The organism is Aureimonas fodinaquatilis (assembly GCF_008369445.1).
In the GTDB taxonomy this organism is placed as follows: domain Bacteria; phylum Pseudomonadota; class Alphaproteobacteria; order Rhizobiales; family Rhizobiaceae; genus Aureimonas; species Aureimonas fodinaquatilis.
In genome coordinates, this window is sequence record NZ_VTWH01000003.1 from 312,094 (window position 1) to 335,203 (window position 23,110).

General features: G+C 56.7%; 24 protein-coding genes. 16 read left to right on the forward strand and 8 right to left on the reverse strand.

What is annotated here, in order from left to right; translation table 11 throughout:
• The first annotated feature begins 14 nt into the window (after nt 1-14).
• Genes FPY71_RS13620 through FPY71_RS13640 form a run of 5 tightly spaced genes read left to right on the forward strand, consistent with a single transcriptional unit; the run spans nt 15 to nt 4,012 of the window.
• Nucleotides 15-1,124 carry an LLM class flavin-dependent oxidoreductase gene (locus tag FPY71_RS13620; protein WP_149300844.1) on the forward strand — a complete coding sequence of 370 codons (1,110 nt, stop codon included), beginning with the start codon at nt 15-17 and terminating at the stop codon, nt 1,122-1,124.
• Entirely contained in the window at nt 1,121-1,939 is an 819-nt protein-coding gene (locus FPY71_RS13625; protein WP_149300845.1) for an alpha/beta fold hydrolase, read from the forward strand. Before FPY71_RS13620 ends, FPY71_RS13625 begins: the two co-directional genes overlap by 4 nt.
• Nucleotides 1,936-2,847 carry an NAD(P)-dependent oxidoreductase gene (locus FPY71_RS13630; RefSeq protein ID WP_149300846.1) on the forward strand — a complete coding sequence of 304 codons (912 nt, stop codon included), beginning with the start codon at nt 1,936-1,938 and terminating at the stop codon, nt 2,845-2,847. The genes FPY71_RS13625 and FPY71_RS13630 overlap by 4 nt, the downstream gene beginning before the upstream one ends.
• A complete protein-coding gene (locus FPY71_RS13635; RefSeq protein WP_149300847.1) occupies nt 2,844-3,278 on the forward strand; it encodes a GlcG/HbpS family heme-binding protein in 435 nt (144 codons plus the stop codon). Before FPY71_RS13630 ends, FPY71_RS13635 begins: the two co-directional genes overlap by 4 nt.
• A 2-nt stretch (nt 3,279-3,280) precedes the next feature.
• Nucleotides 3,281-4,012 (forward strand): SDR family NAD(P)-dependent oxidoreductase, encoded by a 732-nt coding sequence (locus tag FPY71_RS13640; protein WP_149300848.1) that lies wholly within the window; start codon nt 3,281-3,283, stop codon nt 4,010-4,012.
• Between the two features lie 60 nt (nt 4,013-4,072).
• On the opposite strand, the gene FPY71_RS13645 is transcribed toward FPY71_RS13640, so the two are convergent.
• From FPY71_RS13645 to FPY71_RS13655, 3 genes are all read right to left on the reverse strand, one after another.
• The gene (locus FPY71_RS13645; protein ID WP_246160540.1) at nt 4,073-4,777 is read right to left on the reverse strand and encodes a TetR/AcrR family transcriptional regulator; all 705 of its coding nucleotides are present in this window, start codon (nt 4,775-4,777) and stop codon (nt 4,073-4,075) included.
• 125 nt (nt 4,778-4,902) lie between these two features.
• Nucleotides 4,903-6,114, reverse strand: coding sequence for an acyl-CoA dehydrogenase family protein (locus FPY71_RS13650; protein ID WP_149300849.1), 1,212 nt, complete (start codon nt 6,112-6,114; stop codon nt 4,903-4,905).
• A gap of 73 nt (nt 6,115-6,187) precedes the next feature.
• A complete protein-coding gene (locus FPY71_RS13655; RefSeq protein WP_149300850.1) occupies nt 6,188-6,655 on the reverse strand; it encodes a VOC family protein in 468 nt (155 codons plus the stop codon).
• 248 nt (nt 6,656-6,903) lie between these two features.
• On the opposite strand from FPY71_RS13655, the gene hisD reads away from it, so the two are divergent.
• From hisD to FPY71_RS13710, 11 genes are all read left to right on the forward strand, one after another.
• Entirely contained in the window at nt 6,904-8,211 is a 1,308-nt protein-coding gene (gene hisD / locus FPY71_RS13660) for a histidinol dehydrogenase (RefSeq protein ID WP_149300851.1), read from the forward strand.
• A 22-nt stretch (nt 8,212-8,233) separates the two neighbouring features.
• Complete coding sequence (locus FPY71_RS13665; RefSeq protein WP_188052348.1) at nt 8,234-9,235, forward strand: Gfo/Idh/MocA family protein; 1,002 nt, start codon at nt 8,234-8,236, stop codon at nt 9,233-9,235.
• A gap of 87 nt (nt 9,236-9,322) precedes the next feature.
• Nucleotides 9,323-9,970, forward strand: coding sequence for a GntR family transcriptional regulator (locus tag FPY71_RS13670; RefSeq protein WP_149300853.1), 648 nt, complete (start codon nt 9,323-9,325; stop codon nt 9,968-9,970).
• A gap of 257 nt (nt 9,971-10,227) precedes the next feature.
• Complete coding sequence (locus FPY71_RS13675; protein ID WP_149300854.1) at nt 10,228-11,028, forward strand: ABC transporter ATP-binding protein; 801 nt, start codon at nt 10,228-10,230, stop codon at nt 11,026-11,028.
• On the forward strand, nt 11,028-11,912 hold the full coding sequence (locus FPY71_RS13680; RefSeq protein WP_149300855.1) for an ABC transporter permease: 885 nt from the start codon (nt 11,028-11,030) through the stop codon (nt 11,910-11,912). Before FPY71_RS13675 ends, FPY71_RS13680 begins: the two co-directional genes overlap by 1 nt.
• Nucleotides 11,909-12,814: an ABC transporter permease gene (locus FPY71_RS13685; RefSeq protein ID WP_149300856.1), complete on the forward strand. Its 906-nt coding sequence runs from the start codon at nt 11,909-11,911 to the stop codon at nt 12,812-12,814. Before FPY71_RS13680 ends, FPY71_RS13685 begins: the two co-directional genes overlap by 4 nt.
• A complete protein-coding gene (locus FPY71_RS13690) occupies nt 12,811-13,845 on the forward strand; it encodes an ABC transporter substrate-binding protein (RefSeq protein ID WP_149300857.1) in 1,035 nt (344 codons plus the stop codon). The genes FPY71_RS13685 and FPY71_RS13690 overlap by 4 nt, the downstream gene beginning before the upstream one ends.
• 82 nt (nt 13,846-13,927) lie before the next feature.
• Nucleotides 13,928-15,025: an amidohydrolase family protein gene (locus tag FPY71_RS13695; RefSeq protein WP_149300858.1), complete on the forward strand. Its 1,098-nt coding sequence runs from the start codon at nt 13,928-13,930 to the stop codon at nt 15,023-15,025.
• 65 nt (nt 15,026-15,090) lie between these two features.
• Nucleotides 15,091-15,966, forward strand: a complete 876-nt coding sequence (locus tag FPY71_RS13700) for a polysaccharide deacetylase family protein (RefSeq protein WP_149300859.1) — start codon at nt 15,091-15,093, stop codon at nt 15,964-15,966.
• A 166-nt stretch (nt 15,967-16,132) separates the two neighbouring features.
• Nucleotides 16,133-17,212, forward strand: coding sequence for a catalase family protein (locus FPY71_RS13705; RefSeq protein ID WP_425457887.1), 1,080 nt, complete (start codon nt 16,133-16,135; stop codon nt 17,210-17,212).
• A gap of 335 nt (nt 17,213-17,547) precedes the next feature.
• Complete coding sequence (locus tag FPY71_RS13710) at nt 17,548-18,591, forward strand: NAD(P)-dependent alcohol dehydrogenase (RefSeq protein WP_149300860.1); 1,044 nt, start codon at nt 17,548-17,550, stop codon at nt 18,589-18,591.
• Nucleotides 18,592-18,671: 80 nt separating this feature from the next.
• Here FPY71_RS13710 and FPY71_RS13715 read toward each other — a convergent pair whose 3' ends face one another.
• The 5 genes from FPY71_RS13715 to FPY71_RS13735 all read right to left on the reverse strand — a co-directional run bounded on the left by FPY71_RS13715 (nt 18,672) and on the right by FPY71_RS13735 (nt 23,021).
• Entirely contained in the window at nt 18,672-19,673 is a 1,002-nt protein-coding gene (locus FPY71_RS13715; RefSeq protein WP_149300861.1) for a Gfo/Idh/MocA family protein, read from the reverse strand.
• A 75-nt stretch (nt 19,674-19,748) separates the two neighbouring features.
• Nucleotides 19,749-20,702 (reverse strand): cyclase family protein, encoded by a 954-nt coding sequence (locus FPY71_RS13720; RefSeq protein ID WP_188052349.1) that lies wholly within the window; start codon nt 20,700-20,702, stop codon nt 19,749-19,751.
• A gap of 123 nt (nt 20,703-20,825) precedes the next feature.
• The gene (locus tag FPY71_RS13725) at nt 20,826-21,386 is read right to left on the reverse strand and encodes a carboxymuconolactone decarboxylase family protein (protein ID WP_149300862.1); all 561 of its coding nucleotides are present in this window, start codon (nt 21,384-21,386) and stop codon (nt 20,826-20,828) included.
• Between the two features lie 256 nt (nt 21,387-21,642).
• The gene (locus FPY71_RS13730; protein WP_149300863.1) at nt 21,643-22,302 is read right to left on the reverse strand and encodes a 3-oxoacid CoA-transferase subunit B; all 660 of its coding nucleotides are present in this window, start codon (nt 22,300-22,302) and stop codon (nt 21,643-21,645) included.
• The gene (locus FPY71_RS13735) at nt 22,302-23,021 is read right to left on the reverse strand and encodes a CoA transferase subunit A (protein WP_149300864.1); all 720 of its coding nucleotides are present in this window, start codon (nt 23,019-23,021) and stop codon (nt 22,302-22,304) included. The genes FPY71_RS13730 and FPY71_RS13735 overlap by 1 nt, the downstream gene beginning before the upstream one ends.
• Nucleotides 23,022-23,110 lie beyond the last annotated feature (89 nt).

Here is a 23,110-nt window from a genome sequence, read left to right on the forward strand (position 1 = left end):
GAGGAACAAAGACAATGAAGCTGGGTTTTTTCACCATGCCGATCCATCCTCTGGATCGGGACTGGAGCGAAACTCTTCGGGAGGATCAGGAAGCGTTTCTGCTGGCAGATGAGCTGGGCTTTGCCGAAGCTTATGTGGGTGAACATGTTACCGACCAGGCAGAAAACATCACATCCTGCATGTTGTTCCTGGCCACTCTGGCCGGACGCGTCAAACAGATGCGCCTGGGCACCGGCACAGTGAACCTGCCCAACACACACCCGGCGGCCGTTGCCGGCCAGATTGCCATGCTGGACCACCTTCTGGAAGGCCGCCTGAACTTTGGCATCAGCCCAGGCGGTTTGTTGTCGGACTCTGAAATTTTCGGGGTGCTCGACAATGATCGCAACGCCATGTTCCTGGAATCCATCAATATGGTTCTGGACATCTGGTCCAAGGAGGCGCCCTACAACCTCAAGGGGCAGTTCTGGAACGTCACGACAGAACGCACCATTCTCCCGGACATTGGGCAGGGCATCGTCGGCAAGCCTTTGCAGCAGCCACACCCGCCCATTGTTGTCACGGCGGTAGCACCATTTTCCAAAGGCGTGACAGCGGCCGCTGCACGCGGCTGGGATCCGATTTCGGCAAACTTCCTGATGCCGCGCTGGGTGGCCACTCACAAGGATGCCTATGCGGAAGGTTGCAAGCAGGGCGGGCGGCCGGTTGATTTCAGCAATTGGCGCGTGGCGAAAAGCATCTTTGTGGCCGATGATGCAGAGACTGCGCGCAGCTATGCCAGAGACCCGGGCAGCCCCTATGTGTTTTACTACAACCAGCTATTGACCAAACTGGTGAAAAACGGCCGTTCCAACCTGTTCAAGGAAGACCAGTCCATGCCCGACGAGGCGGTGACGCTGGACTATGTTCTCGACCGTCTGGTTATCCATGGCACACCCGAGATGGTTGCCGATCAGCTTTTGTCATTCCGTGAAACCGTGGGGCCGTTTGGCACATTGCTTTATGCGGGACACGACTGGAAAGACCCGGCGCTGGCGAAGAAATCGATGCGCCTTCTGGCTGAAAAAGTTCTGCCGATGGTCAATTCGGCAACGGGTGAGCGGCAGGAGGAAGCAGCGCAATGACGGCAATTCCCGTGAATGTGGGTGACACCCATCTGGCAACCTATCTGGATGGTGAGGAAGGCCGTCCGTGGCTGATCCTGTCCAACTCGCTGGCGGCCGACAGCCGCATGTGGGACGATCAGATCGCGACCCTGACGCGCACCCACCGTGTTATCCGCTATGACACTCGCGGCCACGGCCACAGCCCGGCTACGCCTGGCCCATATAGTTTTGACCTGCTCGTTTCCGACATGGTCGCAATTCTCGACCATTATGGTGCAGCGCGGGCTGATGTTCTTTCGTTGTCTCTGGGCGGCATGACCGCGCTGGGTCTGGCGCTGGCGCATCCGGACCGGGTTGGCTCGATGATTGTTTGCGACGCTCGTGCCGATGCGCCACAGCCTTTTGTCGATTCCTGGGATCAGCGCATTGCCGCAATTGAAAAGGGCGGCATGCAGAGCATTGTGTCTGGCACTCTGGAGCGCTGGTTTACGCCGCAGGGACATAAAAACCGCCCTCAGGCCGTGTCGCTTGCAGAAGATATGATTTTGCAGACTGACACGGTGGGCTATGCCGGTTGTGCAAAGGCCCTGAAAGGCCTGGATTACCTGCGCCATCTCGGTGGGCTGCGTGCTCCTGTTCTGTATCTGGTTGGTGCGGAAGATACTGGCGCGCCCCGTCAGGCCATGGCGCAGATGGCCGATGTCACACCCAATGGCCGGCTCATCGTTCTGCCGGATCTGGCCCATGTACCGAATATGGAAGATCCGCAGGCGTTCAATGCGGCCATTCAGGGCTGGCTGACAGATGCGGCCAAGGTTGCAGGTCAATCATGAGCCAGAACGGTAAGATTCGGGTCGGCATTGTCGGCCTGGGCATAATGGGTTCGGCCTATGCCAGCTTCCTGTGCCGGTCAGAGCATGAGGTTTATGGATTTGACGTGTCGCCGGACTCTCTGGCGGCATTTTCTGCAATGGGCGGGGTTGTTTGCAGTTCTCCGGCGGAGCTGGGCGCAAAATGCGACATCGTGCTGGTGGCTCTGGCGTCTCTCAAGGCGTTGGACGCCGCAGTGCTGGGCAATGACGGCCTTGTCGCCGGGCTGAAAGCCGGAGCCATTGTGTGCGAGATGGGCACATTGCCGCTCGATGCCAAGGAAAAGGTGCGTGACGCGCTGGCACCCAATGGCGTGGTTGTGCTGGATTGCCCGGTCAGCGGCACGGGTGCACAGGCGGCGAAGGGCGATCTGGTCATTTACGCCAGCGGTGACGAAGCGGCAGTGGAGCGGGCTCGGCCGGTTTTCAACAGCTTCTCGCGGGAGGTGCGTTTTGTCGGTCCATTCGGCGCGGGTATCAAACTGAAGTTCATCGCCAATCTTCTGGTGACCATTCACAATCTTGCCGCGGCGGAGGCATTTCTGCTGGCGCAGAAATCCGGGCTGGACCTGCAGATGGTTTATGAAGCCGTCGCGTCTGGGGCTGGTTCTTCGCGCATGTTCGAGGTGCGAGGGCCGCTGATGGTGGCAGACACCTACGAACCGGCGACCATGAAAATGGATGTCTATATGAAGGATCTGACCCTCATTCTTGACCATGCCCGGGATGTACGCTGCCCGACACCGCTGATGTCTGCCAGCCTGCCTTACTATGTTGCAGCATTGGCAGAAGGAAGGGACAAGGAGGACACGGCGTCGCTGTTCGGTGTTCTTCAGCATATGGCTCAGCCAGCAGCAAAGGGGAAAAAATGACCAGTCTGGATTTGTCGACGTCGGATCAGATTGCAGATGGCGTGCTTGCAGCGGGCAAAGCCCGGAGCGCCCAGCCGCTGACTGTGGCGGTGCTGGACGCCGGTGGCCATGTGGTCGTGATGAAGCGCGGCGACGGCAGCGGCATTCTGCGATGTGAAATTGCTTATGGCAAAGCGTGGGGTGCGCTGGGCATGGGCCTGCCCAGCCGGGTGCTGGCACAACGGGCACCCAGCGCGCAGGGCTTTTTCACGGCCATCGCCAGCGCCTCGCAAGGGCGGTTGATACCTGTTCCGGGCGGGGTGCTTGTGCGCAATGCGCAAGGGCGCATTATCGGAGCGGTTGGCGTCAGTGGTGATACATCCGACATGGACGAGGAATGCGCGGTTGAAGCAATTGCTGCAGCCGGACTGAAGGCGGATACTGGGGGGTAACTGTGAAAATTTCTCTGGACGGGCAAACGGCACTGGTCACCGGGGCGGGCCGTGGGCTTGGTCGCGCAATTGCACTGGCATTGGCCGAGGCCGGAGCCAGCGTTGTTGCCGTTGCGCGCACGGCAGATGATCTGGAAAGTCTGGCGCAGGAAGGCGCCGGGCAAATCCAGCCGCTGGTTGCCGACGTGTTGGACACGGCATTTTACGCGCAGATCGAAGCGATGGAGCGGCTGGATATTCTGGTCAACAATGCTGGCGGCAACAAGCCAATGCCGATGGTGGATGTGGATGATGCCACGCTGGACTGGATGCTGGATCTGAATGTGCGATCGGTTTTCAAAACGGCGCAGGCCGCCGCACGGCGTATGAGTGCGCAGGGCAGCGGTGTCATCATCAACATGTCTTCCCAGATGGGGCGGGTTGGTTCTCCGCGCAGAACGGTTTACTGCCTGTCAAAGCACGCGGTTGAAGGGCTGACAAAGGCCATGGCGGTGGAACTTGCACCCAGTGGCGTGCGGGTGGTTTCCGTGGCACCCACCTTTGTTGAAACGCCAATGACCAAAACCATGTTCAGCGATCCGGAATTTTCGCGCTTCGTGCTGGATCGAATACCGATGGGCAAGCTGGCAACCGCGCAGGATGTGGCGGCGGCGGTGGTGTTCCTGGCGTCAAGGCAGGCCGGGCTGATCACCGGGGAAAGCCTGGCGATTGATGGTGGCTGGACGGCTCAATAAAGCCCATCTCGTTGAAAGGGTTCCGTTTCCGGCGGCAGGATAATGCGACAGAACAAAAAGTCAGGCCGGACCCGGTCCAGCGCTCGCAGGACTGTTAAACACTTCATGCGCTCCGGCCAGAAAGGTTCGGAGCGCATTGGCGATAACCTGCGATTTGTCGAGCGCGATTGGCAGCCCGTAAACCACTTTGCGCACGCCATAGTAAAAAATCCCGCCATGCAACGTCCAGAACAGCTCCGTCTCTGCCGGGGCAGGCGGGCTGTCCGTTGTCAGCCCCAATTCGTGCCGCACCTCTCGCACAATTGGCACAAGAATAAGGTTCTCAACATTGGCAACGTAGCGGCTGTTGATGTCCACTCCGCGCAGACCGGCAAACATGTAGATGCGCAGCCATTCGGGCGTGAAAATCGTGTCGGTGTAGTCTTCGTAGAAGTTCTGCAGCCTCTCGCTCAGCGGCAGATCCCTGCCGCTGAGCATGGTTTCCCATTCTGCTTTCCAGCGATCAAGGTAGATCTCCTTGTAAACGGCAGCGATCAAATGCTCCTTGGAAGGAAAATACCGATAAAGCAGCGGTTGGGTAACATGCAGGCGTTGTGCAAGTTCACGTGTGCCTGCATCAAACCCGACCTCAGCAAACAGCTCCACGGCATTTCTCACAAACTCCTGATAGCGCTCTTCGGGCTTTATGCGCGCGCGCGCGCGGGGAGCCTTACCAGTGGATTTTGCCATTGGCTGAACAGTCGCCTCGCTTTTCTTCAATCGCATACCCACTCCATGCACCCGGACTTCAGCGCGTTTCAGTTGATCTCTCGATCTTCTGAAACGCGCTAACTTTATGATTTTTATTTCTTTATTGCCTTTGAGACTCTGCTGTTCCTGCAAAAAATGCTCTAGACAGTGAAATTATCCGTGTCCATACCCACCGCAACACGGCCAAAAGCCGCCGTGGCCGCGTCGAGGCTGAAAGCGATGTGTGCGGCCACGCCATGCCCATCACGAAAGCGCCGTTGCAGGGGATTGGAAAGATAAAGTGCTGCGCCGCCGCTTGCCGTAACAACCTCGTCCACCACATCCGTGCACAGCGTGGTTGCGTAAGCGAGGTCTCGGCGATAGGCCAGCTTGGTCTGGATATCCTCTATAGAACCTTTTTCCGCGTTGTACGTGGCTGTGTCGCAGATGTCCAACATCGTGCGTCTCGAGGCGGCCAGTCTGGCCCCGGAAACGCCGATGCGGATATGGGTGCTCTGCAACTCGCCCAGCTTCAGGCCGGTATAGCTGGATGAGCGGGTGGAAGAGCGATCCGTGTATTCGTCCAGTGCGGCCTCGGCATTGCCCAGCCCGACGCCGGAAAGAATGGCCGGAAACAATGCAAAAACCGGGATGCGGTAAAGCGGCGAGGCGTGGATGTGAGAGCCGGGCGTCGGGCCACCTTTCAGGTCGGCAGCCGATACGGTCATTTCTTCCGGTACAAAAACCTCATCGATCGCCACATCTTTTGACCCGGTGCCTTTAAGCCCCGTGGTGTGCCATGTGTCGATGATCTCATAGGCTGAGCGGTGGACGAGAAACACCCGGTAATCCGGTGCCTTGCCTTCTTCGCGCAGAATGCCGCTCAGCATGTTCCATTCACAGACATCCACCCCGGAGGAGAACGGCCAGCGACCCGAAAGCAGATAACCGCCCGGCGCGCGTTTGACCTTGCCCGCCGGAAATATGAACGACGACCCGATCAGCGCATCCGGATCCTCATCCCAGATGCGGTTTTGGGCCGCTTCCGGAAACATTGCGAGCATCCAGTGATGGCTGGAAATATTGGTCAGGTTCCATGCGGTGGACGCACATCCGCGCGCCAGAATTGCGCCGATGGTGATCAGGGATTGATAGGGGCTTTCCGAGCCGCCAATTGCCCGCGGTTGCAGCATTCGGAAAAGACCGGTCGAGTGAAGGTCGGCCACATTTTCCGGTGAGAGCTGGCGCAATTCTTCAACATGCGCGGCTCTTTCCATAAGCGTGGGAACGAGTTCGTTGGCTCGCCCCTGCAATTCCTTGTAATCCGGCGGGCTGCTAGACCCTTGCGACCGGGCAGTTGCTTGGCTTGTCATTTCATGCCTCCCATAATTTTCCGCTGGCAGATGCACATTCTGGCTTCACAGACCGGCTAATCCGGCGGAACTGTCAGCGCCCGGTGTGATAGAGAGTGGCCTGAAGGTTTTCGCCGACCTGCTCGTGGCGTTCGGACAGTTTCTTCCACTCGGGAATTTTTGTCTGGTCCAGGGTTCTGGCATCTGGCCAGTCCACTTCCACCAGATTGCCGCCCGGATCGCGCAGATACATCTGCACCGAGCCATCGGGCATTTCATTGACCGGGTTGCCGAAGGTTGTGTCCAGAAGACCTGCCTTGCTGGCCTTCTCATACACGGCCATAAAGTCATCCACATTCATGGCAAAGTGCTGATAACGGGTTTCGGTTTCCGGCAGTTCAAACACGTGAACCTGCTGGTTGCCGCAGCGCATATACTGCGTGCGAAATCCGAAATTGTAGGTGGGAATCGGCTCCATCTGAAAATACTCGCGATAGAACGCAACGCTTTTTTCCAGGTTGCTGGTGGGTATCGACAGATGGTTCAATCCTGTAGCTGGCATATTTTCCTCCCAAAAAATTATCAAGTGATAAATAAAATCATTATTTGACGCGTGACAAGCCCTAAGTCGGGTTGACATCGCGATTGCGTTGTTTTTCACTCGATAAACAAGAATGTGTCGTGGTTCGTGATCCGGCCGCGACGCGGGAGGTTTTTCTTCGTTTCGCTGCGGAAGACTGTGCGCCAGCCCGTTATGGGTGGCGAGCGCGTTTCGACTGAGAATTTTAAGGATTGTGGAGGAACTGGCTGATGGCAATACAACTGAAACACGGTCGTGACGCTGCTGCACGCGCCGAGGCTGACGCTGGCGTGCGCAGCAAGGTGGAAGAAATTCTGGCGGAAGTGGAGCGAGACGGCGACAAGGCCGTAGCCCGCCTGTCACGTGAGTTCGACAACTGGTCGCCGGAGAGCTTCCGGCTGTCGGATGAGGATATACAAAAGGCAATGTCGCAGGTTTCCCCGCGAGATCTGGAAGACATAAAATTTGCGCAGGCGCAGGTGCGCCGCTTTGCAGAGGCACAGCGCGCGTCGATGCAGGATGTAGAGGTGGAGACACTGCCTGGCGTGGTGTTGGGTCACCGCCACATTCCCGTCAACGCAGTTGGCTGTTATGTGCCCGGCGGCAAATATCCCATGGTTGCCTCAGCGCATATGAGCGTGCTGACTGCCAAGGTTGCAGGGGTCAAGCGCGTGGTTGCGTCCGCCCCGCCCTATAAGGGCGCGCCACATCCGGCCATTGTCGCAGCCATGCATCTTGCCGGAGCCGACGAAATTCTGGTTCTGGGCGGTGTTCAAGCAATTGCGGCCATGGCCATTGGCACGGAAACGATTGCCGGTGTCGATATGCTGGTTGGTCCTGGCAACGCCTTTGTGGCCGAGGCCAAGCGCCAGCTTTATGGCCGGGTTGGCATAGATCTGTTTGCCGGTCCCACGGAAACGCTGGTGATCGCAGATGACAGTGTGGATGCAGAAATCTGCGCCACTGACCTGCTCGGGCAGGCAGAGCACGGCCCGACTTCGCCCGCAGTGCTGTTGACCAACTCGGAAAAGCTGGCACGCGAAACCATGGCCGAGATTGAGCGTCTCCTGGAAATACTGCCCACTCGGGAAATTGCGCGCCAGGCATGGGAAGATTTCGGCGAGGTGATTGTCTGCAAGGACGAAGCCGAAATGCTGAGCGAGGCAGACCGCATCGCATCCGAGCATGTGCAGGTGATGACGCGTGACCCGGACTTTTTCCTGAACAATATGACCAATTACGGTGCCTTGTTTCTGGGGGCGCGCACCAATGTTGCCTATGGCGACAAGGTGATTGGCACCAACCACACGCTGCCAACACGCAAGGCCGCGCGGTATACCGGCGGTTTATGGGTCGGAAAATTCCTGAAAACCTGCACCTATCAGAAAGTGCTGACCGACGAAGCCAGCGCAATGGTTGGAGAATATTGCTCGCGCCTGTGCATGCTGGAAGGCTTTGCCGGTCATGCGGAACAGGCAAATGTGCGGGTGCGGCGCTATGGCCGACGCAATGTTGAATACGCCACGGCAGCTGAGTGATAAAAAAGGGAGGAAATGCGCCATGTTGAAAGCGGCAATTGTCGGACTGGGCTGGTGGGGGCGGACGATCATAACGCGCATGGCGCATTCCGACCGGATGCAGATTGTAACCGCAGTGGACGTCGACCCTGCAAAGCATGAAGACTATGCAAGAGAAAACGGCCTGGAGCTGCACAGTGACTATGAGCGTGTGCTGGCCGACCCGAATATTGACTGCGTTATTCTTTGCACGCCAAACAGCCTGCACACGACACAGGTTGAAGCTGCTGCAAAGGCTGGCAAGCATGTCTTCTGTGAAAAACCGCTGGCATTGACCCGGGCTGAAGCACAACGCTCTGTGGACGCATGCCGGAAGGCCGGCGTTCTGCTGGGCATCGGCCATGAGCGGCGGTTTGAGCGCGCCATGCAGGAAGTGCGGCGACTGGTCCGCTCTGGAGAGCTGGGCACGATCATGCATGCGGAATCCAATTTCAGCCACGACAAGCTGATCAATGTCCCGCAAAATGACTGGCGGCGCTCTTCGAAGGAAAGCCCGGCGGCTGGCATGACCGCCATGGGCATTCACCTGAGTGATGCCTATGTGAATCTTTTTGGGCCGGCACAGGAAGTTTACGCGCTCACGGCCAATCGTGTTCTGAATTCGGAAAATGGCGATGTGGTTTCTGTGTTGCTGCGCTTTGAAAACGGCGTCACCGCCTATTTGAACGCCGTTCTTTACACACCGCTCTATTTGCGCTTCACCGTTTTTGGCACAAAAGCATGGGTGGAATTTCGCAATGATACCCACCCCGACACACCCGGCCCGTCTACGTTAACGGTACAGGTGACAGGCGAGGAGCCGAAGATCACGCAATATGACTGGACAGACAGCGTGCGCGAGAATCTGGATTCCTTCGCTGATGCTGTTAAGGGTCAGGGAGACTATATCTTCACTGACATTGAAAAAGTTGGCAATATTGCCATTCTTGAGGCCATCGCCGTTTCCGCAGCCTCAGGGCAGCCGGTGACGATCAAGCCAGCTTAAGGTTCGGCCTTGCGAATATTTTCAAAAGCAAACTTGACCTGGTGATATTTTACAGGCAGTGTCTTGGAATATCAGAGGTGATGTTCCATGAGCCTGATCCGAAATAAAGTCTTTGAGCAGGTGCGGGGGGAAATCCTCTCCTGTTCACTGATGCCAGGCATGGAACTGCGGGAAGCCAATCTGGCAAAACGGTTCGGGGTTTCCAAATCCCCGATCCGCGATGCACTGCAAAAGCTTGAGTTTGAAGGGCTGGTGGAAATTGAGCCGCGTCGCGGCCATCGCGTCCGCCCTATATCGCTGAAGGACGCCCAGGATATACTGGAATTGCGTGCCATTCTGGACGCAGGCGCGGTGCGGTTGATTGTTGAAGTCTGCACCGATGAGGAATTGAAGGAACTTGACCGGTTCCGTGAAATGAAAAGCTGCTGCTCAAAGGCCGACTTTGCGGCGTATAATCGCGAGTTTCACACCTATCTGGCAAAGCTTTCAAAAAACAACCGGCTGGCGGAAGAGTGCCAGCGGGTGATGGAGTTTTACGATCGGATCTGTATCGTTTCTCTGACGGCATTGACCAACGGAGTCACGTTCGGAGAGCCGCTGGCTGACCATTGCGATATCATTGATGCGCTGCAGGCGCGCAATGCCAGCAAAGCTGCCCGGTTGGCTCGCAAGCATGTTGAAAAATCCCGCGGTCAGGTTATGCGGGCATTGGAAAGCCGGGCCATTATCGCCTGAACGGCTGTGGTTTGAAATACACCGTAAGTTTCAGAACTTTGCAAAACCTTCGGAGTCTGATATTCCAGTTCTCATGGTCTGAAATGATGTGGAAATGACCGCTTAGCACCGGAATACGGACGCAGCGGGTGTCATGCGCATCGGGCAATGCCCCGGAGAGGGCAGCCCAGAAAAGGAAACAGTCATTGCCGGCACACCACACGAAACGCGCTTTCGTGTGCAGGAAAAGCTGTGCCGGTTAATCCGGGAGGCTGCGGATGAATGCAATCTTGATTGATCGGCCTGAGACTTCTGCCCAAAGCGGGCGGAATGCCTTCATACAGGGGAGAAATCTTTCCAAAAGCTTTGGCGACGGTGCCGTTGTCGCGCTGGAAGGAGCCGATTTTGAAATCCATGAAGGCGAGTTCATATCGCTTGTCGGGCCATCCGGCTGCGGCAAATCCACTCTTTTGCGCATCCTGGCCGGGCTGATACCCAAAAGCGGTGGCAGTTTGCAGGTGCGTGGTGAGGAGGTCGTCAAACCCCGCACCGATATTGGCATGATGTTCCAGAAGGCAACGCTTCTGGAATGGCGCACAGCCGTAGAGAATGTGCTGCTGCCAACGGAGATGCACCGCAAGCCGAATGATCATGACTGGCAGGAGGCTATGGACCTTCTAGGCATGGTGGGGCTGCGTGATTTTGAGTTTTCGTTCCCCCGGCAGCTTTCGGGCGGCATGCAGCAGCGTGTGGCACTGGCAAGGCTGCTGCACACTGGCGCCGATATTCTGCTGCTCGACGAACCCTTTGGGGCGCTGGACGAGTTCACCCGCGAGCGGCTGAATGTGGAGCTGCTGCGGGTGGTGGCCGAAGTGCGCAAAACCACGTTCTTCGTCACACACAACATTGCCGAGGCCATTTTTCTGGCAGACCGGGTCATGGTCATGACCCCGCGCCCTGGCCGCCTTGCGGCAATGATTGACATACCCCTGGCGCGCCCCCGGGAGCTTTCCTTACAGCAATCTCCTGAGTTCAACGCGCTGGTTTCGCAAGTGCGCGACGTTCTGGGAGGGCACTGATGACCGCGGTTGAAACCACCCTGCATGTGGGGCCAGCCCGCGCGGCCGACAAGGCGACTGTCAGGCGATGGCCGAACCATCTGGCAATTTTCGTTACGCTGCTGGTGGTCTGGGAACTGGCCGCCCGCACCGGGCTTGTCGGTTCGCTGACCCTGCCGGCACCGACCGCAATTCTGGCAGCATTTTATCGCCTGTATATCACGCAGGGCAATATCTACTTCCACCTCGGCATCACGTTGGGCGAGGTGTTTGCAGGCTTTCTGGCAGGCTCCGTGCTGGGTATCGGGCTGGCGGTCATCGTCGGCATGAACGAAACGGTGCGCCGTCTGTTCAAGCCTTACATCATTCTGATCGAGGCCACTCCACGCATTGCGATGGGGCCTTTGATCATTGCCTGGCTGGGCTTCGGCTGGGGTTCAAAAATCGCCATCGTCATGCTGGTCTGCTTCTTCGCGCCCTTCATGAACACGCTGAGCGGCATGCTGAATGTCGATAGTGAGGCGCACCAGATGTTCCGCTCCCTGAGAGCAAACAAATGGCAGATCTTTTCCAAGCTGATGTTGCCCGATTCCATGCCGGTCATCATGGCCGGCTTGCGTCTGGCCATGGCGTCCGCCTTGAGCGGCGCACTGGTGGCCGAATTCATTTCCGCAAATGAGGGAATGGGTGTTCTTCTGAAGACCTACACCGCCTCGCTCAACATGCCTTCGGCATTTGCCTGCCTGCTGACTTTGACGGCCATCGGCTTTCTGATTTTCCGATCCATGGAAGCGATCGACAGGGCCATCGTGTTCTGGCGAGACGATGCCCGCGCTTCCCAGATCAGCGCTCGCCGCGCCGCCGCGTGGAAAAAGCGTGCAGCAACAGGGAGGGCAAGACGATGAGTGATCTGACATCTGGCCGAATTCCTGCCCGGCCGCCGCGTGTTTCAATGCTGTTTTTCGGTTTTTTGCCGCACATACTGCTCTTCAGCGCACTCATCGGCGCGTGGGAGGCGGCGGGAGCCTTCGGTCTGCTGAATGAGTTTCTGGTGCCGCGGCCGTCGACGGTTCTGAAGTCGATCATCACGCTTTACTTCGTCAATGGCTCAATCTACCGGCATTTCTTCGTAACGCTTTATGAAGCGGTTGCCGGGTTTCTGATTGGAGCCATGGTCGGAATTTCGCTGGCGGTCGGATCTGCGCTGAGTGAAAATTTTCGGCGCTATGTTGCACCCTATGCCATTGTGCTGAATGTGACGCCGGGCCTGGCATTGACGCCAATCGTCATTGCCTGGTTTGGCTTCGGCATCAGCTCAAAAATCGCACTGGCGGCAATTATCTCGTTTTTCCCGGTGTTCGTGAACACGCTCACCGGTTTGATGCGAAGCGATCCTGATCGCAACGAGATGTTCCGCTCACTCGGGGCAACATCCTACCAGACCTTTATCAAGCTGCGCATTCCAGATGCTCTGCCCGTGGTGTTTGCCGGTTTGAAAATCGGCATGACGACAGCGCTGGTGGGTGCCATTGTTGCTGAATTCGCTCAGGCTACCGAGGGTGTGGGCGTGCTGATGCAGCGCTATTCGTTTGCGCTGAACATGGGAGCCGCCATCGCAACATTGCTCAGCATGTCGCTGATGGGCCTGCTTCTGTTCTTTCTGATGGAATTTCTGGACGACCGTTTCGTGTTCTGGCGCAGCGACAGCCGTATGGCCGCACGGGCTCGCCGAAAGGCCAAAGCCTGGGCACGCAAACAGGCTGTGACGTCAAACAACAACACTGTGCAAATAAGGAGGAAACAATGAAAACACTTGTGAAATACCTGCTTGCCGCCACCATTGCCTTGCCGGCTGGAACCGCAGTCGCGCAGGATGTTACGACGCTGAACATCTTGATGCCGCTGCCGCGCTCCAGCAACTTTTACCCGCTTCTGGTGGGTGAGGCGCTTGGATATTTTGAAGAAGAGGGCGTTGCCGTCAACCTTCTGCCATCGTCTACCACAATTCCCTATGTGGCCTTCATTCAGAATGGTCAGGCCGATCTTGCCATGCTGGACGCGCCGCAAACCTTTCAGGCGGCCGCCGCGGGTGTGGACATGAAGGTGCTGTATGAAGGCATGCAGCGCGCGCCGGAAGGCATTGCCGTTGCGGGTGACAGCCCCTATCAGAACGTTGCCGAGTTGAAGGGCACGACTGTGGGCCTGGTGTCGGACCGCGACCGTGTGACGTTGGGCATTTCGCTTGATGCCGTAGGGCTGACACTGGATGATGTGACGACGGTTGTTGTGGGCGAGGGCGGCCCGACTCTGGCAAATGCCATTCAAAACCAGACTGTTTCGGCAATTGCCGGTGCTGTGCCGGATTGGCTGGCTGTTCAGGCCCATGGCCTGGCCATACGGCTGATCACGCCTGAAGAGGTGGAAGACACGCCTGCCAACTCGTTTGTCGGGGCAACAGCCCGGCTGGAAGAGCTGCAGAAGCCACTGGAAGGCTTTTTCCGCGCCTGGTCAAAAGGCATGTATGCGGCAGAAGTGGACCCGGATTTCGTTGCTGCCGTTTCAAAAGCCGCAGTGCCTGAAGAGTGGGAAAACGAAAAGTTCGGGCGTGAGTTTCTGGATGCGTCCATACCAATGAACGTTTCAGTGACAGAACTCTCTGGCGATCTGCAGCCGGAAGTCTGGAAAAAAGTTCAGCCGCCAATGGTCAAGCAGGGCGCAATCGACGCCGAAATTGATCCGGCAACCTTTCTGGATGACCGGTTCATTGCATCTGCCAATGATTGGGACCACGCAGAAGTGGAAGCCGAGATCAAGGCCTGGAGAGATGCCAATATGTAATTGGCCAGCCTGCCGAACTCAAAACGAGAGGCGCTCGTCGCCTCTCCCTCTCTTCCCATTTTCATGAAATCAGGAAAAGATAATGAAGCACTCGGTGATCGATACAAGCGAGCTGGGCAGCGATCTGAACCGGTACGGCCCAACCGCAGGCCGCAAGCCCGGCCCGGGAACCAACCGGCCAGATACAATAACGATCGATATCCACGCTCATATTTCTGTGCCGGAGGCCGCGGCCTACGCTGCGCCGCACCTGAACATTGCTGACATTGCAATGGTCAAATTTTCCAATGATGAAACCCGGTCGATCAATCACAAGCAGGATCAGGACCGTGGCAACTCGATGGTTGATCTGGAAGATCGCCTTGCGGTGCTGGACAAGATGCGCATCGATTTTCAGGTCGTCGCGCCGCCGCCGTTTCAATGCTATTACACATTGCCGGTCGAGCATGCGATCAAAGCCAGCCAGCTGGTCAATGACGGTGTTGCGGCCTTTGTTGCGCGCCGCCCGGACCGGTTTGCCGGCATTGGCACGGTGGCGCTGCAGGACCCCGCAGAAGCGGCGAAAGAACTGGAGCGTTGTGTCAAAGAGCTGGGCCTGAAGGGCGTTCAGGTTCTGACCAATGTGCAGGGCGAAGAAATTGGTGATGCCAGGTTTGAAGCCTTCTGGAAAAAGGCCGAAGAACTGGGCTGTCTGGTGATTATTCACCCGAACGGCTTTTCACATGGCGAGCGTTTCAGGAATTATTACTTCTCCAACGTGATCGGCAATCCGCTGGAAACAACGATTGCACTGCATCACATCATCTTCAACGGTGTCCTGGAGCGTTATCCGAATTTGCGAATTCTGGCGGTGCATGGTGGCGGGTTTCTTCCGGCATATTCAGGCCGTATTGATCATGCCTGGGGTGCCCGGCAGGACAGCCACGCAAAGTTGCCGAAGCCGCCGAGCGAATATCTGCGGAAGGTTTATTTTGACAGCGTAGTTTTTACGCCGCATCAGCTTGAATACCTTGTAAAATTGTATGGTGCCGATAAGATCGTGATGGGAACAGATTATCCCTACGACATGGCCGATTATGATCCTGTCGGACATATTCTAAGCTCGGAAAATCTGACCAGCGAAGAAATGTCCAAGGTAGCCGGGCTGACAACGGCAAAGTTGCTCGGCATTTCAAAATAAGGCTGTCACCTGAAAACGGGAGGCGTTTTCGCGGCTCCATTTCCTGCCAAAATACGAGGTCCCTTATGCGTATGAGTGAGCGCGTGCCTTATCAGGCATTCGTAGACAGGCCCAAACTGCAACTGCCCAATGGCGCGCGTGTCGCAGTCTGGTTCATCGTCAATGTTGAGGAATGGGCGATCGAGCGGCCGATGCCTCGCAAGGTTCTGCCGGCACCAATGGGCGAACCATTGATGCCGGACCTGGCAAACTGGGCCTGGCATGAATATGGAATGCGGGTCGGTTTCTGGCGGATTTTCGAGGCACTGCAAAAGCGCAAGCTGCCGGTCACCATGGCGTTGAATGGCAACATCATCAACTCATATCCACGCATTGCACAGGCGGCGCTGGAGGCTGGCTGGGAGTTCATGGGGCATGGCTTTGTCCAGCGCCCCATGCACCACCTGGAGGATGAGCGGGAGCAGATTTTCAAAACCGTTGAAACCATTCGTGGCTTCACCGGCAAACAACCGGTGGGCTGGGAAAGCCCGGGCCTTACAGAAACTGAGGAAACGCTGCACCTTCTGCGTGAGGCTGGCATTGAATATGTCGCGAACTGGGTGGTGGACGACCTGCCTTGCGAGCTTGCCACGCGACACGGGCCAATGCTGTCCGTTCCCTACAGCGTGGAAACCAATGACATTGTTGTTCACGCCGTGCAGCAATTGCCGTCTGATGCTTTCATGAAGCGCTGTATCGACCAGTTTGACCGGCTCTATGCGGATGGGGAGGACAATGTGCGGGTCATGGCCATCAGCCTGCACCCGTACCTGACCGGCGTTCCGCACCGGATCGGCTATTTTGAAAAGCTTGTCGATCACATTCTGGGGCACGATAAGGTCGCCTGGATGACGGGTGAACAAATTGCCGAGTGGTACCGCGAAGCTGCGAAGGCAGACTAAGCACCGCAGCCAAAGACGAGTTTTGCCAGGGACTTCCTCTCATCGCGAGGGGAGGTCCTTGTCGTTTCAGCACCACGTCAATTGCTCGCGTGCTGAGTAAATCTTGGCCGGAACCTATAGGTGGAACAATCATTGAGCTGTATTGCCAGAAAAAGCGGAGTTTTCGATGCCGATGATTGCGCCTGTCCGATATTCTCCCGACGTCGAAATCCTCCAATCAGACGAACAGCAAACTATCACTGAAATCAACGAGGCATTCGACGTCATCCTCCAGACGACAGCCATGGATTATGGCCACGCCGTTCGCTCCGTACATGCGAAGGCTCATGGAATTCTGGAAGCCACGTTTACCGTGCGGGGCGACCTGCCGCCAGAACTGGCTCAAGGTCTGTTTGCGAAGCCCGGAGTCTACGATGCCTACATGCGGCTTTCGACAAATGCTGGCGACATTCTTCCAGATGCCATTTCGCTTCCACGCGGCCTTGCATTGAAAGTGGTTGGAGTTTCTGGAGAGCGTCTGCCGGACGCCGCAGGTGCAACGCAGGATTTCGTGATGGTCAACGGACCGGTCTTTCAGGCAAAAACCGCGAAAAAGTTCCTCGGCAGCCTCAAGATGCTTGCCAAAACGACTGACCGACTGGAAGGCACGAAGAAGGTCGTTTCAACCGTGCTGCAGGGTGTAAACAAGGCGCTCGAATCAGTTGGAATTTCCAACTCGACGATCCAGTCGATGGGTGGCGCTCCGAATGTTCATCCGCTTGGCGAAACTTATTACAGCGTCACGCCTTTTCGCTATGGCGATTACATAGCCAAGTTCGGCCTGAGGCCGCTTTCACCAGATCTGATTGATCTTGAGGGAAGGGAAATTGAAACCAAGGGCATTCCTGACGCCATCCGGGACTCTGTACAAGCAGACATGCGGCACCTGACAGCAGAGTGGGAGTTTTGCGTGCAGCTTTGTCGCGACCTTGAAAAGCAGCCGGTTGAAGATCCGACAGTAGAGTGGAAAGAGGAGGAGGCCCCGTTCATTGCGGTCGCGACGCTGCGTGCGCCGATACAGAACACATGGGAAGAGGCCAGGGTTCTACAGGTGGACGAGCAAATGCGGTTCAGCGTCTGGACAGGGCTTGAAGCCCACCGGCCATTGGGGAACATCAATCGCGCGCGCAAAGCGCCGTATGAACATTCGGCAGCGTTCCGCGAAGGTTTCAACAGATGCCCGATCCACGAGCCTTCCGATGGCTGATTTGTGCTCGGTCACCGTGTAAATCAGGGTTTCCACGATGACCGGAGGTTTCAGCTGGCTATGGCGAGCGATGGTCAGGACACAGCGCCATTCAACCGGCAATTTTTGTTGCTGGTGCCGAGCCTGAGGAACTGCTTATAATTGAAGGCACTGACACGTTGATCATTACGATCATAAAGACGTTCAAATTCTATCGGCTGGCCGGCTTGTGCAACCAGCATCTGGCATGAAGGTGGTGAAACCTTCATGTGGTTGAAAATTCAACAGCGAAAAATAGTTAGTGAACTTTCGCAATTCCTTGAACGCCAATTGTTCAGATCTGCAAAGGAAATCCGATGACCATAGCTTTTGGCAATCTTGCTTTTGACGAGCCGCTCAAACGGCTGGAGATCGAGCGCCGGCAACCCGGCCCGGACGATGTGCGGATCGACATAGCCTATTGCGGCGTCTGCCACTCGGACCTGCATCAGGCACGCGGTGAATGGGCTGGAACGCTTTATCCCTGCGTTCCCGGTCATGAAATCGTGGGGCGCGTCAGCGCGGTCGGAGGCGCGGTTACGCGTTTCAAGACAGGCGATCTGGTCGGGGTCGGCTGTATCGTAGACAGTTGTCGCCATTGCTACCAGTGCGACGACGGGCTGGAAAACTACTGCGACCATATGGTGGGAACCTATAACGGCCCAACGCCTGATGCGCCCGGACATACGCTCGGCGGCTATTCTCAAACCATTGTTGTTCATGAGCACTATGTGCTTCACATCAAACACGATGAAGACCAGCTTGCGGCCGTTGCGCCGCTGCTCTGCGCGGGGATCACAACCTATTCGCCGCTTCGCCACTGGAACGCCGGGCCCGGCAAGAAAGTCGGCATCGTGGGTATCGGCGGCCTTGGCCATATGGGCATCAAGCTGGCGCATGCCATGGGCGCGCATGTCGTCGCCTTCACCACATCTGACTCCAAGCGCGAGGAAGCCAAGCAACTCGGCGCTGACGAAGTCGTCGTCTCGCGAAATTCCGCCGAAATGGCGGCTCATCGGCAGAGTTTTGACCTGATCGTCAACACTGTTGCGGCGCCGCATGATCTTGATGCGTTTCTGGTGCTTTTGAAGCGTGATGGCACGCTGACTCTGGTTGGCGCTCCGGCGACTCCTCACCCTTCACCCAACGTTTTCAATCTGATCATGAAGCGCCGCTCGATTGCGGGCTCAATGATCGGCGGCATTCCTGAAACGCAGGAAATGCTTGATTTCTGCGCTGAGCACGGAATTGTTGCCGATATTGAAATGATACGCGCCGACGAGGTTAACGAAGCTTACGATCGAATGCTGAAAGGCGACGTGAAGTATCGGTTCGTGATCGATAATTCGTCGCTGTCCTGACCTGAAATTCAAGTCGGAGCGCCTTCACAGCCAATATCGCTTGTGAAGGCACTCCGGTTATTTAACTTGATGCAGGGTGCTTACTTGACCTGAACCCGGCCACCTTCCACCGCGGCTTGCGCGATGGCTTCGAACGCTGCGGCGCCGGCAATCATGTCGGAATGCGAAATACGGAAGTTTCCTTCCCCACGCGAAGCGCGGGCAAATTCTTCCAGTTCCAGCCGCAAGGTGTTGACGCCTGGCTTGTTGGAACGATCCACCAGTTCCGGCTTGAATGTGCCATCCGGTGCCAGCGGCGTGAACGTCAGATTGTCCAGCCCCGGCGAGGTGATCTCCGCCATGGCTTTCGAGCCATAAAGCGTGAACCGATAGCTTGGCGGCGTTGCCGTCATGCATGAAACGACACCGGTAGCGCCGCTTTGAAAGCGCAGCAATATGGAAGTTGTATCATCCGCACCCGATGGAACGGCACGGTGGACGCTCTGGCAGACGACCGACTCAACCGGGCCAAGAAGCGCGATCATGCTGTCAACCATATGAATGCCCAGACCAGCCAGACCGCCAGCGGGTGATTGCTTGGGGTTGACCCGCCAGGATTCTTTCGGAAGCGCTAGACCGGAAGGCGAGGTCATGGTGCCCTCGCAATGAAGCAGGGTGCCGAACTCGTGGTGGTCCACCTTGTTCTTCAGCGTTTCCATATGCGGGTGAAACCGGCGATTGTGCCCAAGGCCGAGTGTTACACCTGCTTCTTCCACGGCCTGCACCGCACGCTGCGCGGACTCCTTGTCCATGGTGAATGGTTTTTCCACAAACACATGTTTGCCTGCTCTGGCCGCGGCAATGATCTGATCCGCGTGCTGCAAATGCGGCGTTGCCAACACAACGGCCTCCACATCCGGGTTTTGCAGCACTTCTTCCAGACTGTCATGAAGTTGCAGTTTCTGTTCCGCCGCGAAATCCACGGCCCGTTCTTTTCGGCCTGTGGCTCCTGCAATAAAATGTATGTCGCTGCTCTCGCCCTGGACGGACTGCACAAGAGTGCGCCCCCACCAGCCGAGCCCTATGATCGCCGCATTCACCATTGTTTGGCTCCAAAATTGCAGAGAAAGGGGAAGGGCAGTTCCGCTGTCATTGACGAAACTGCCCTGCAAGAAAAACTACTTGATGGCCTGCGGGTTGATCGGTGACCCGGTGCCGCCACTGATGATCAATGGCGGGCCGCAGAAGAAGAATTCATAAATTCCATCCTTGGCGCAATCGTCCGCCAGATCCTTGAGATAGAAGATTTCGCCCATGCAAAGGCCCATTGCGGGGATAACAACCCAGTGCCAGGGCTGATTGATTTCCGTTGTTTCATTCGGGCGAACTTCAACACCCCAGGTGTCCGAACAGATCGCCGCGATTTCCTTTTCGTGGCACCAATAGCAGTTTTCGAACTTAACGCCCGGCGCATCACCACCGGCATAGCCGCCCCATTCGCCCTGCTCAAGGCAGCGTTCCATATGGCCGGTGCGGATGATGACAAAGTCACCACGGCCGATTGTCACACCCTGCTTTTCCGCGCACGCATCCAGTTCGTCATTGGAAATGCTTTCACCGTCCTGCAAGGAATCCACGCCTCTGAAGCGTGCAATGTCCAGAAGCACACCGCGGCCGACCATTTTGTTTTTGGAATGCTCGATACCCAGAACCGACAGTCCGCGAGAGTCGATCTTCTTCGCATCATGGCCGTTATAGGCTTTGTCTTCGTAGAAGATGTGACCCAGCGCATCCCAGTGAGTCGCACCCTGTACACACAGGTTCAACGTGTCGTCGGCATAGCGCAGCTTGTTCCAGTCCTGATTACCGGCAACGGCGTCGGTGCCGGTTGCCAGCATCTGGTGAATTGGGTTGAAGCGGCCACCGAACAGGCCATTCTGCGGCCCGTTGGAATCCAGAGGAATGCCCAGCGCAAAAACTCGGCCGGTTTTGGCCAGTTTTGCCGCCTCTGCAATGTGGTGAGGCTCTACAAGGTTTAATGTGCCGATCTGGTCTTCCGGGCCCCAACGGCCCCAGTTGGATAGGTCTTCAGATGCCTTGGCAACGGCGTCTTTGCCAACCTTGATGTCCATAGTGTGTTCCTCCACTTATTGTCTGTTTTTCCAGAGAGCTTCAGCAGATCCTCCGATCAACTGAAACGCTCTAACTCTTTGTTTTTGGTTCTGTCCCGGCCAGAAATGCTGCGCAATCCGGATTTACTTCGCCGGAAACGGGTCGCTTGCCCCTGCTGGCAGCGGCACGTGAAAGGCGTTGATGGTCATGGAAATGAACGTGTAGTAACCCAGAATACCCACCAGTTCGACGGTCACCTCTTCGCCCAAAGCCGCAACGCAGCGCTGGTATGTCGCGTCACTGACGCCCCTGTTTTCATGCAGCTCCCGGCTGAATGCATAGACAGCGGCTTCATCTTCCGCTTCGAACTGCGGTTCCTGACCCAGGCGAATTGCCTCGGCTATCTGCGGTGAAACGCCGGCCTTGATAGCGATAGGGGCGTGAACGGCCCATTCAAAACCCGCCCTCCAGACTGCGCCGGTGGTGATAATGGCCAGCTCGCTCAGTCTTGGCGGCAGATTTGTATCATATCGACAGAACGCGCCAAGCGCCTGTGCCTTGTCCGCCAGCTTCGGGCTTTTCAGCCACACGCGCAACGGCCCTTCCACAATGCCTCTGGGGCCGGAAAGAATTTGATCGTAGATCACCTTCTGGGCTGGCGAAAGATTTGCCTCATCCAGATCTTCCAGGCGCGATGTCGTCATGCTCTGCCTCCGCTGTGGCGGCGGACATGCGCGCATGCGCTGCTGGCTGGTATATCAAACGGCGCAGTTTGCGATAAACGAAACTGCCTTGATTTGCCGCCTTACCAAGCCGGTCTGAAAACCGCTTCCCCGGATTTCAAACCATGTCGTCAACCGCCGGTCTGACTAGTTTATCGATTGATAAACTGCACTGTTCCCGCGGCGCGGTCAACCGTTGGTGGAGCGAAAAACATCAAATCGCTCCACCGGTGATCGGCTATTTCAAATCAATGGCAAAATCTGCCTGAGTTGCAGCACGAATGTCATCTACGGACACGCCATCGGCCAGCTCAATCAGCGTCATTCCGCCGCCGCCTGCCTTGTCGATTGAAAACACACCCATGTCGGTGATGACCAGATCCACCACCTTGGCGCCGGTCAGCGGCAGAGTGCAATCCTTCAGGATCTTGGGTGAAACAGAACCATCCTTGCCCTTGGCAACATGCTCCATCACCACCACAACCCGTTTGACGCCAGCCACAAGGTCCATGGCGCCGCCCATGCCCTTGACCATTTTGCCCGGTATCATCCAGTTGGCCAGATCGCCATTCTGCGCCACTTCCATGGCCCCCAGAATCGACAGGTCCATGTGGCCACCGCGGATCATGCCGAAGCTGTCTGCCGAGGAAAAAAAGCTGGTGGACGGCAGTTCGGTGATGGTCTGCTTGCCGGCATTGATCAGGTCGGCGTCTTCTTCCCCCTCATAGGGAAACGGCCCCATGCCCAGCATGCCGTTTTCGCTTTGCAGCTGCACAGTCATGCCGGTCGGAATGTAGTTTGAAACCAGTGTCGGAATGCCAATTCCCAGATTGACATAAAAGCCATCGCGCAATTCCTTGGCGGCGCGTTCGGCCATTTGATCGCGTGTCCAGGCCATCAGACTGTTTCTCCAGCGGTTTCCAGGTGTTTGCGGACAGTGCGCTGCTCGATACGCTTCTGCGCATTCGGAACGTGGATCATCCGGTTAACGAAAATGCCCGGGGTGTGCACATGGTCGCCGTCAATCTCGCCTGCATTCACGAGGTTCTCGACCTGAGCAACCGTAACCTTGGCCGCTGTTGCCATCATCGGGTTAAAGTTGCGGGCGGTTTTGCGGTAAACCAGGTTGCCTTCCGCGTCGCCCTTGAAGGCGTGCACGACGGCAAGATCAGCAAACAGTCCGGTTTCCATAACATAGTTTTCGCCATTGAACTGGCGGGTTTCCTTACCCTCTGCAATCAGCGTGCCAAAACCGGTCTTGGTGTAGAATGCCGGAATGCCTGCACCGCCCGCGCGAATACGCTCTGCCAGTGTGCCTTGCGGGTTGAACTCAACCTCCAGCTCACCAGCCAGAAACTGCTGGGCAAACATCTTGTTTTCGCCGACATAGGACGAAACCATTTTCACAACCTGCTTGGTTTCCAGCAGAATGCCAAGGCCAATGCCGTCAACGCCCGCATTGTTGGAAATGACGGTCAGGCCTTTAACACCGGAGTCGCGAATAGCGCCAATCAGAACTTCAGGAATTCCGCAGAGTCCAAAGCCCCCGGCCATGATGACCATGTCGTCGTGTAAAAGACCGGCGAGCGCAGATTGCGCGTCCGAATAGAGTTTCATTGACAATCCTCCCGATTGCAAAGATGAGACTGGTGGAATATCACGAACATATTGCCCCCGCTAGGCTTTATGTGCACTGCACTATGACA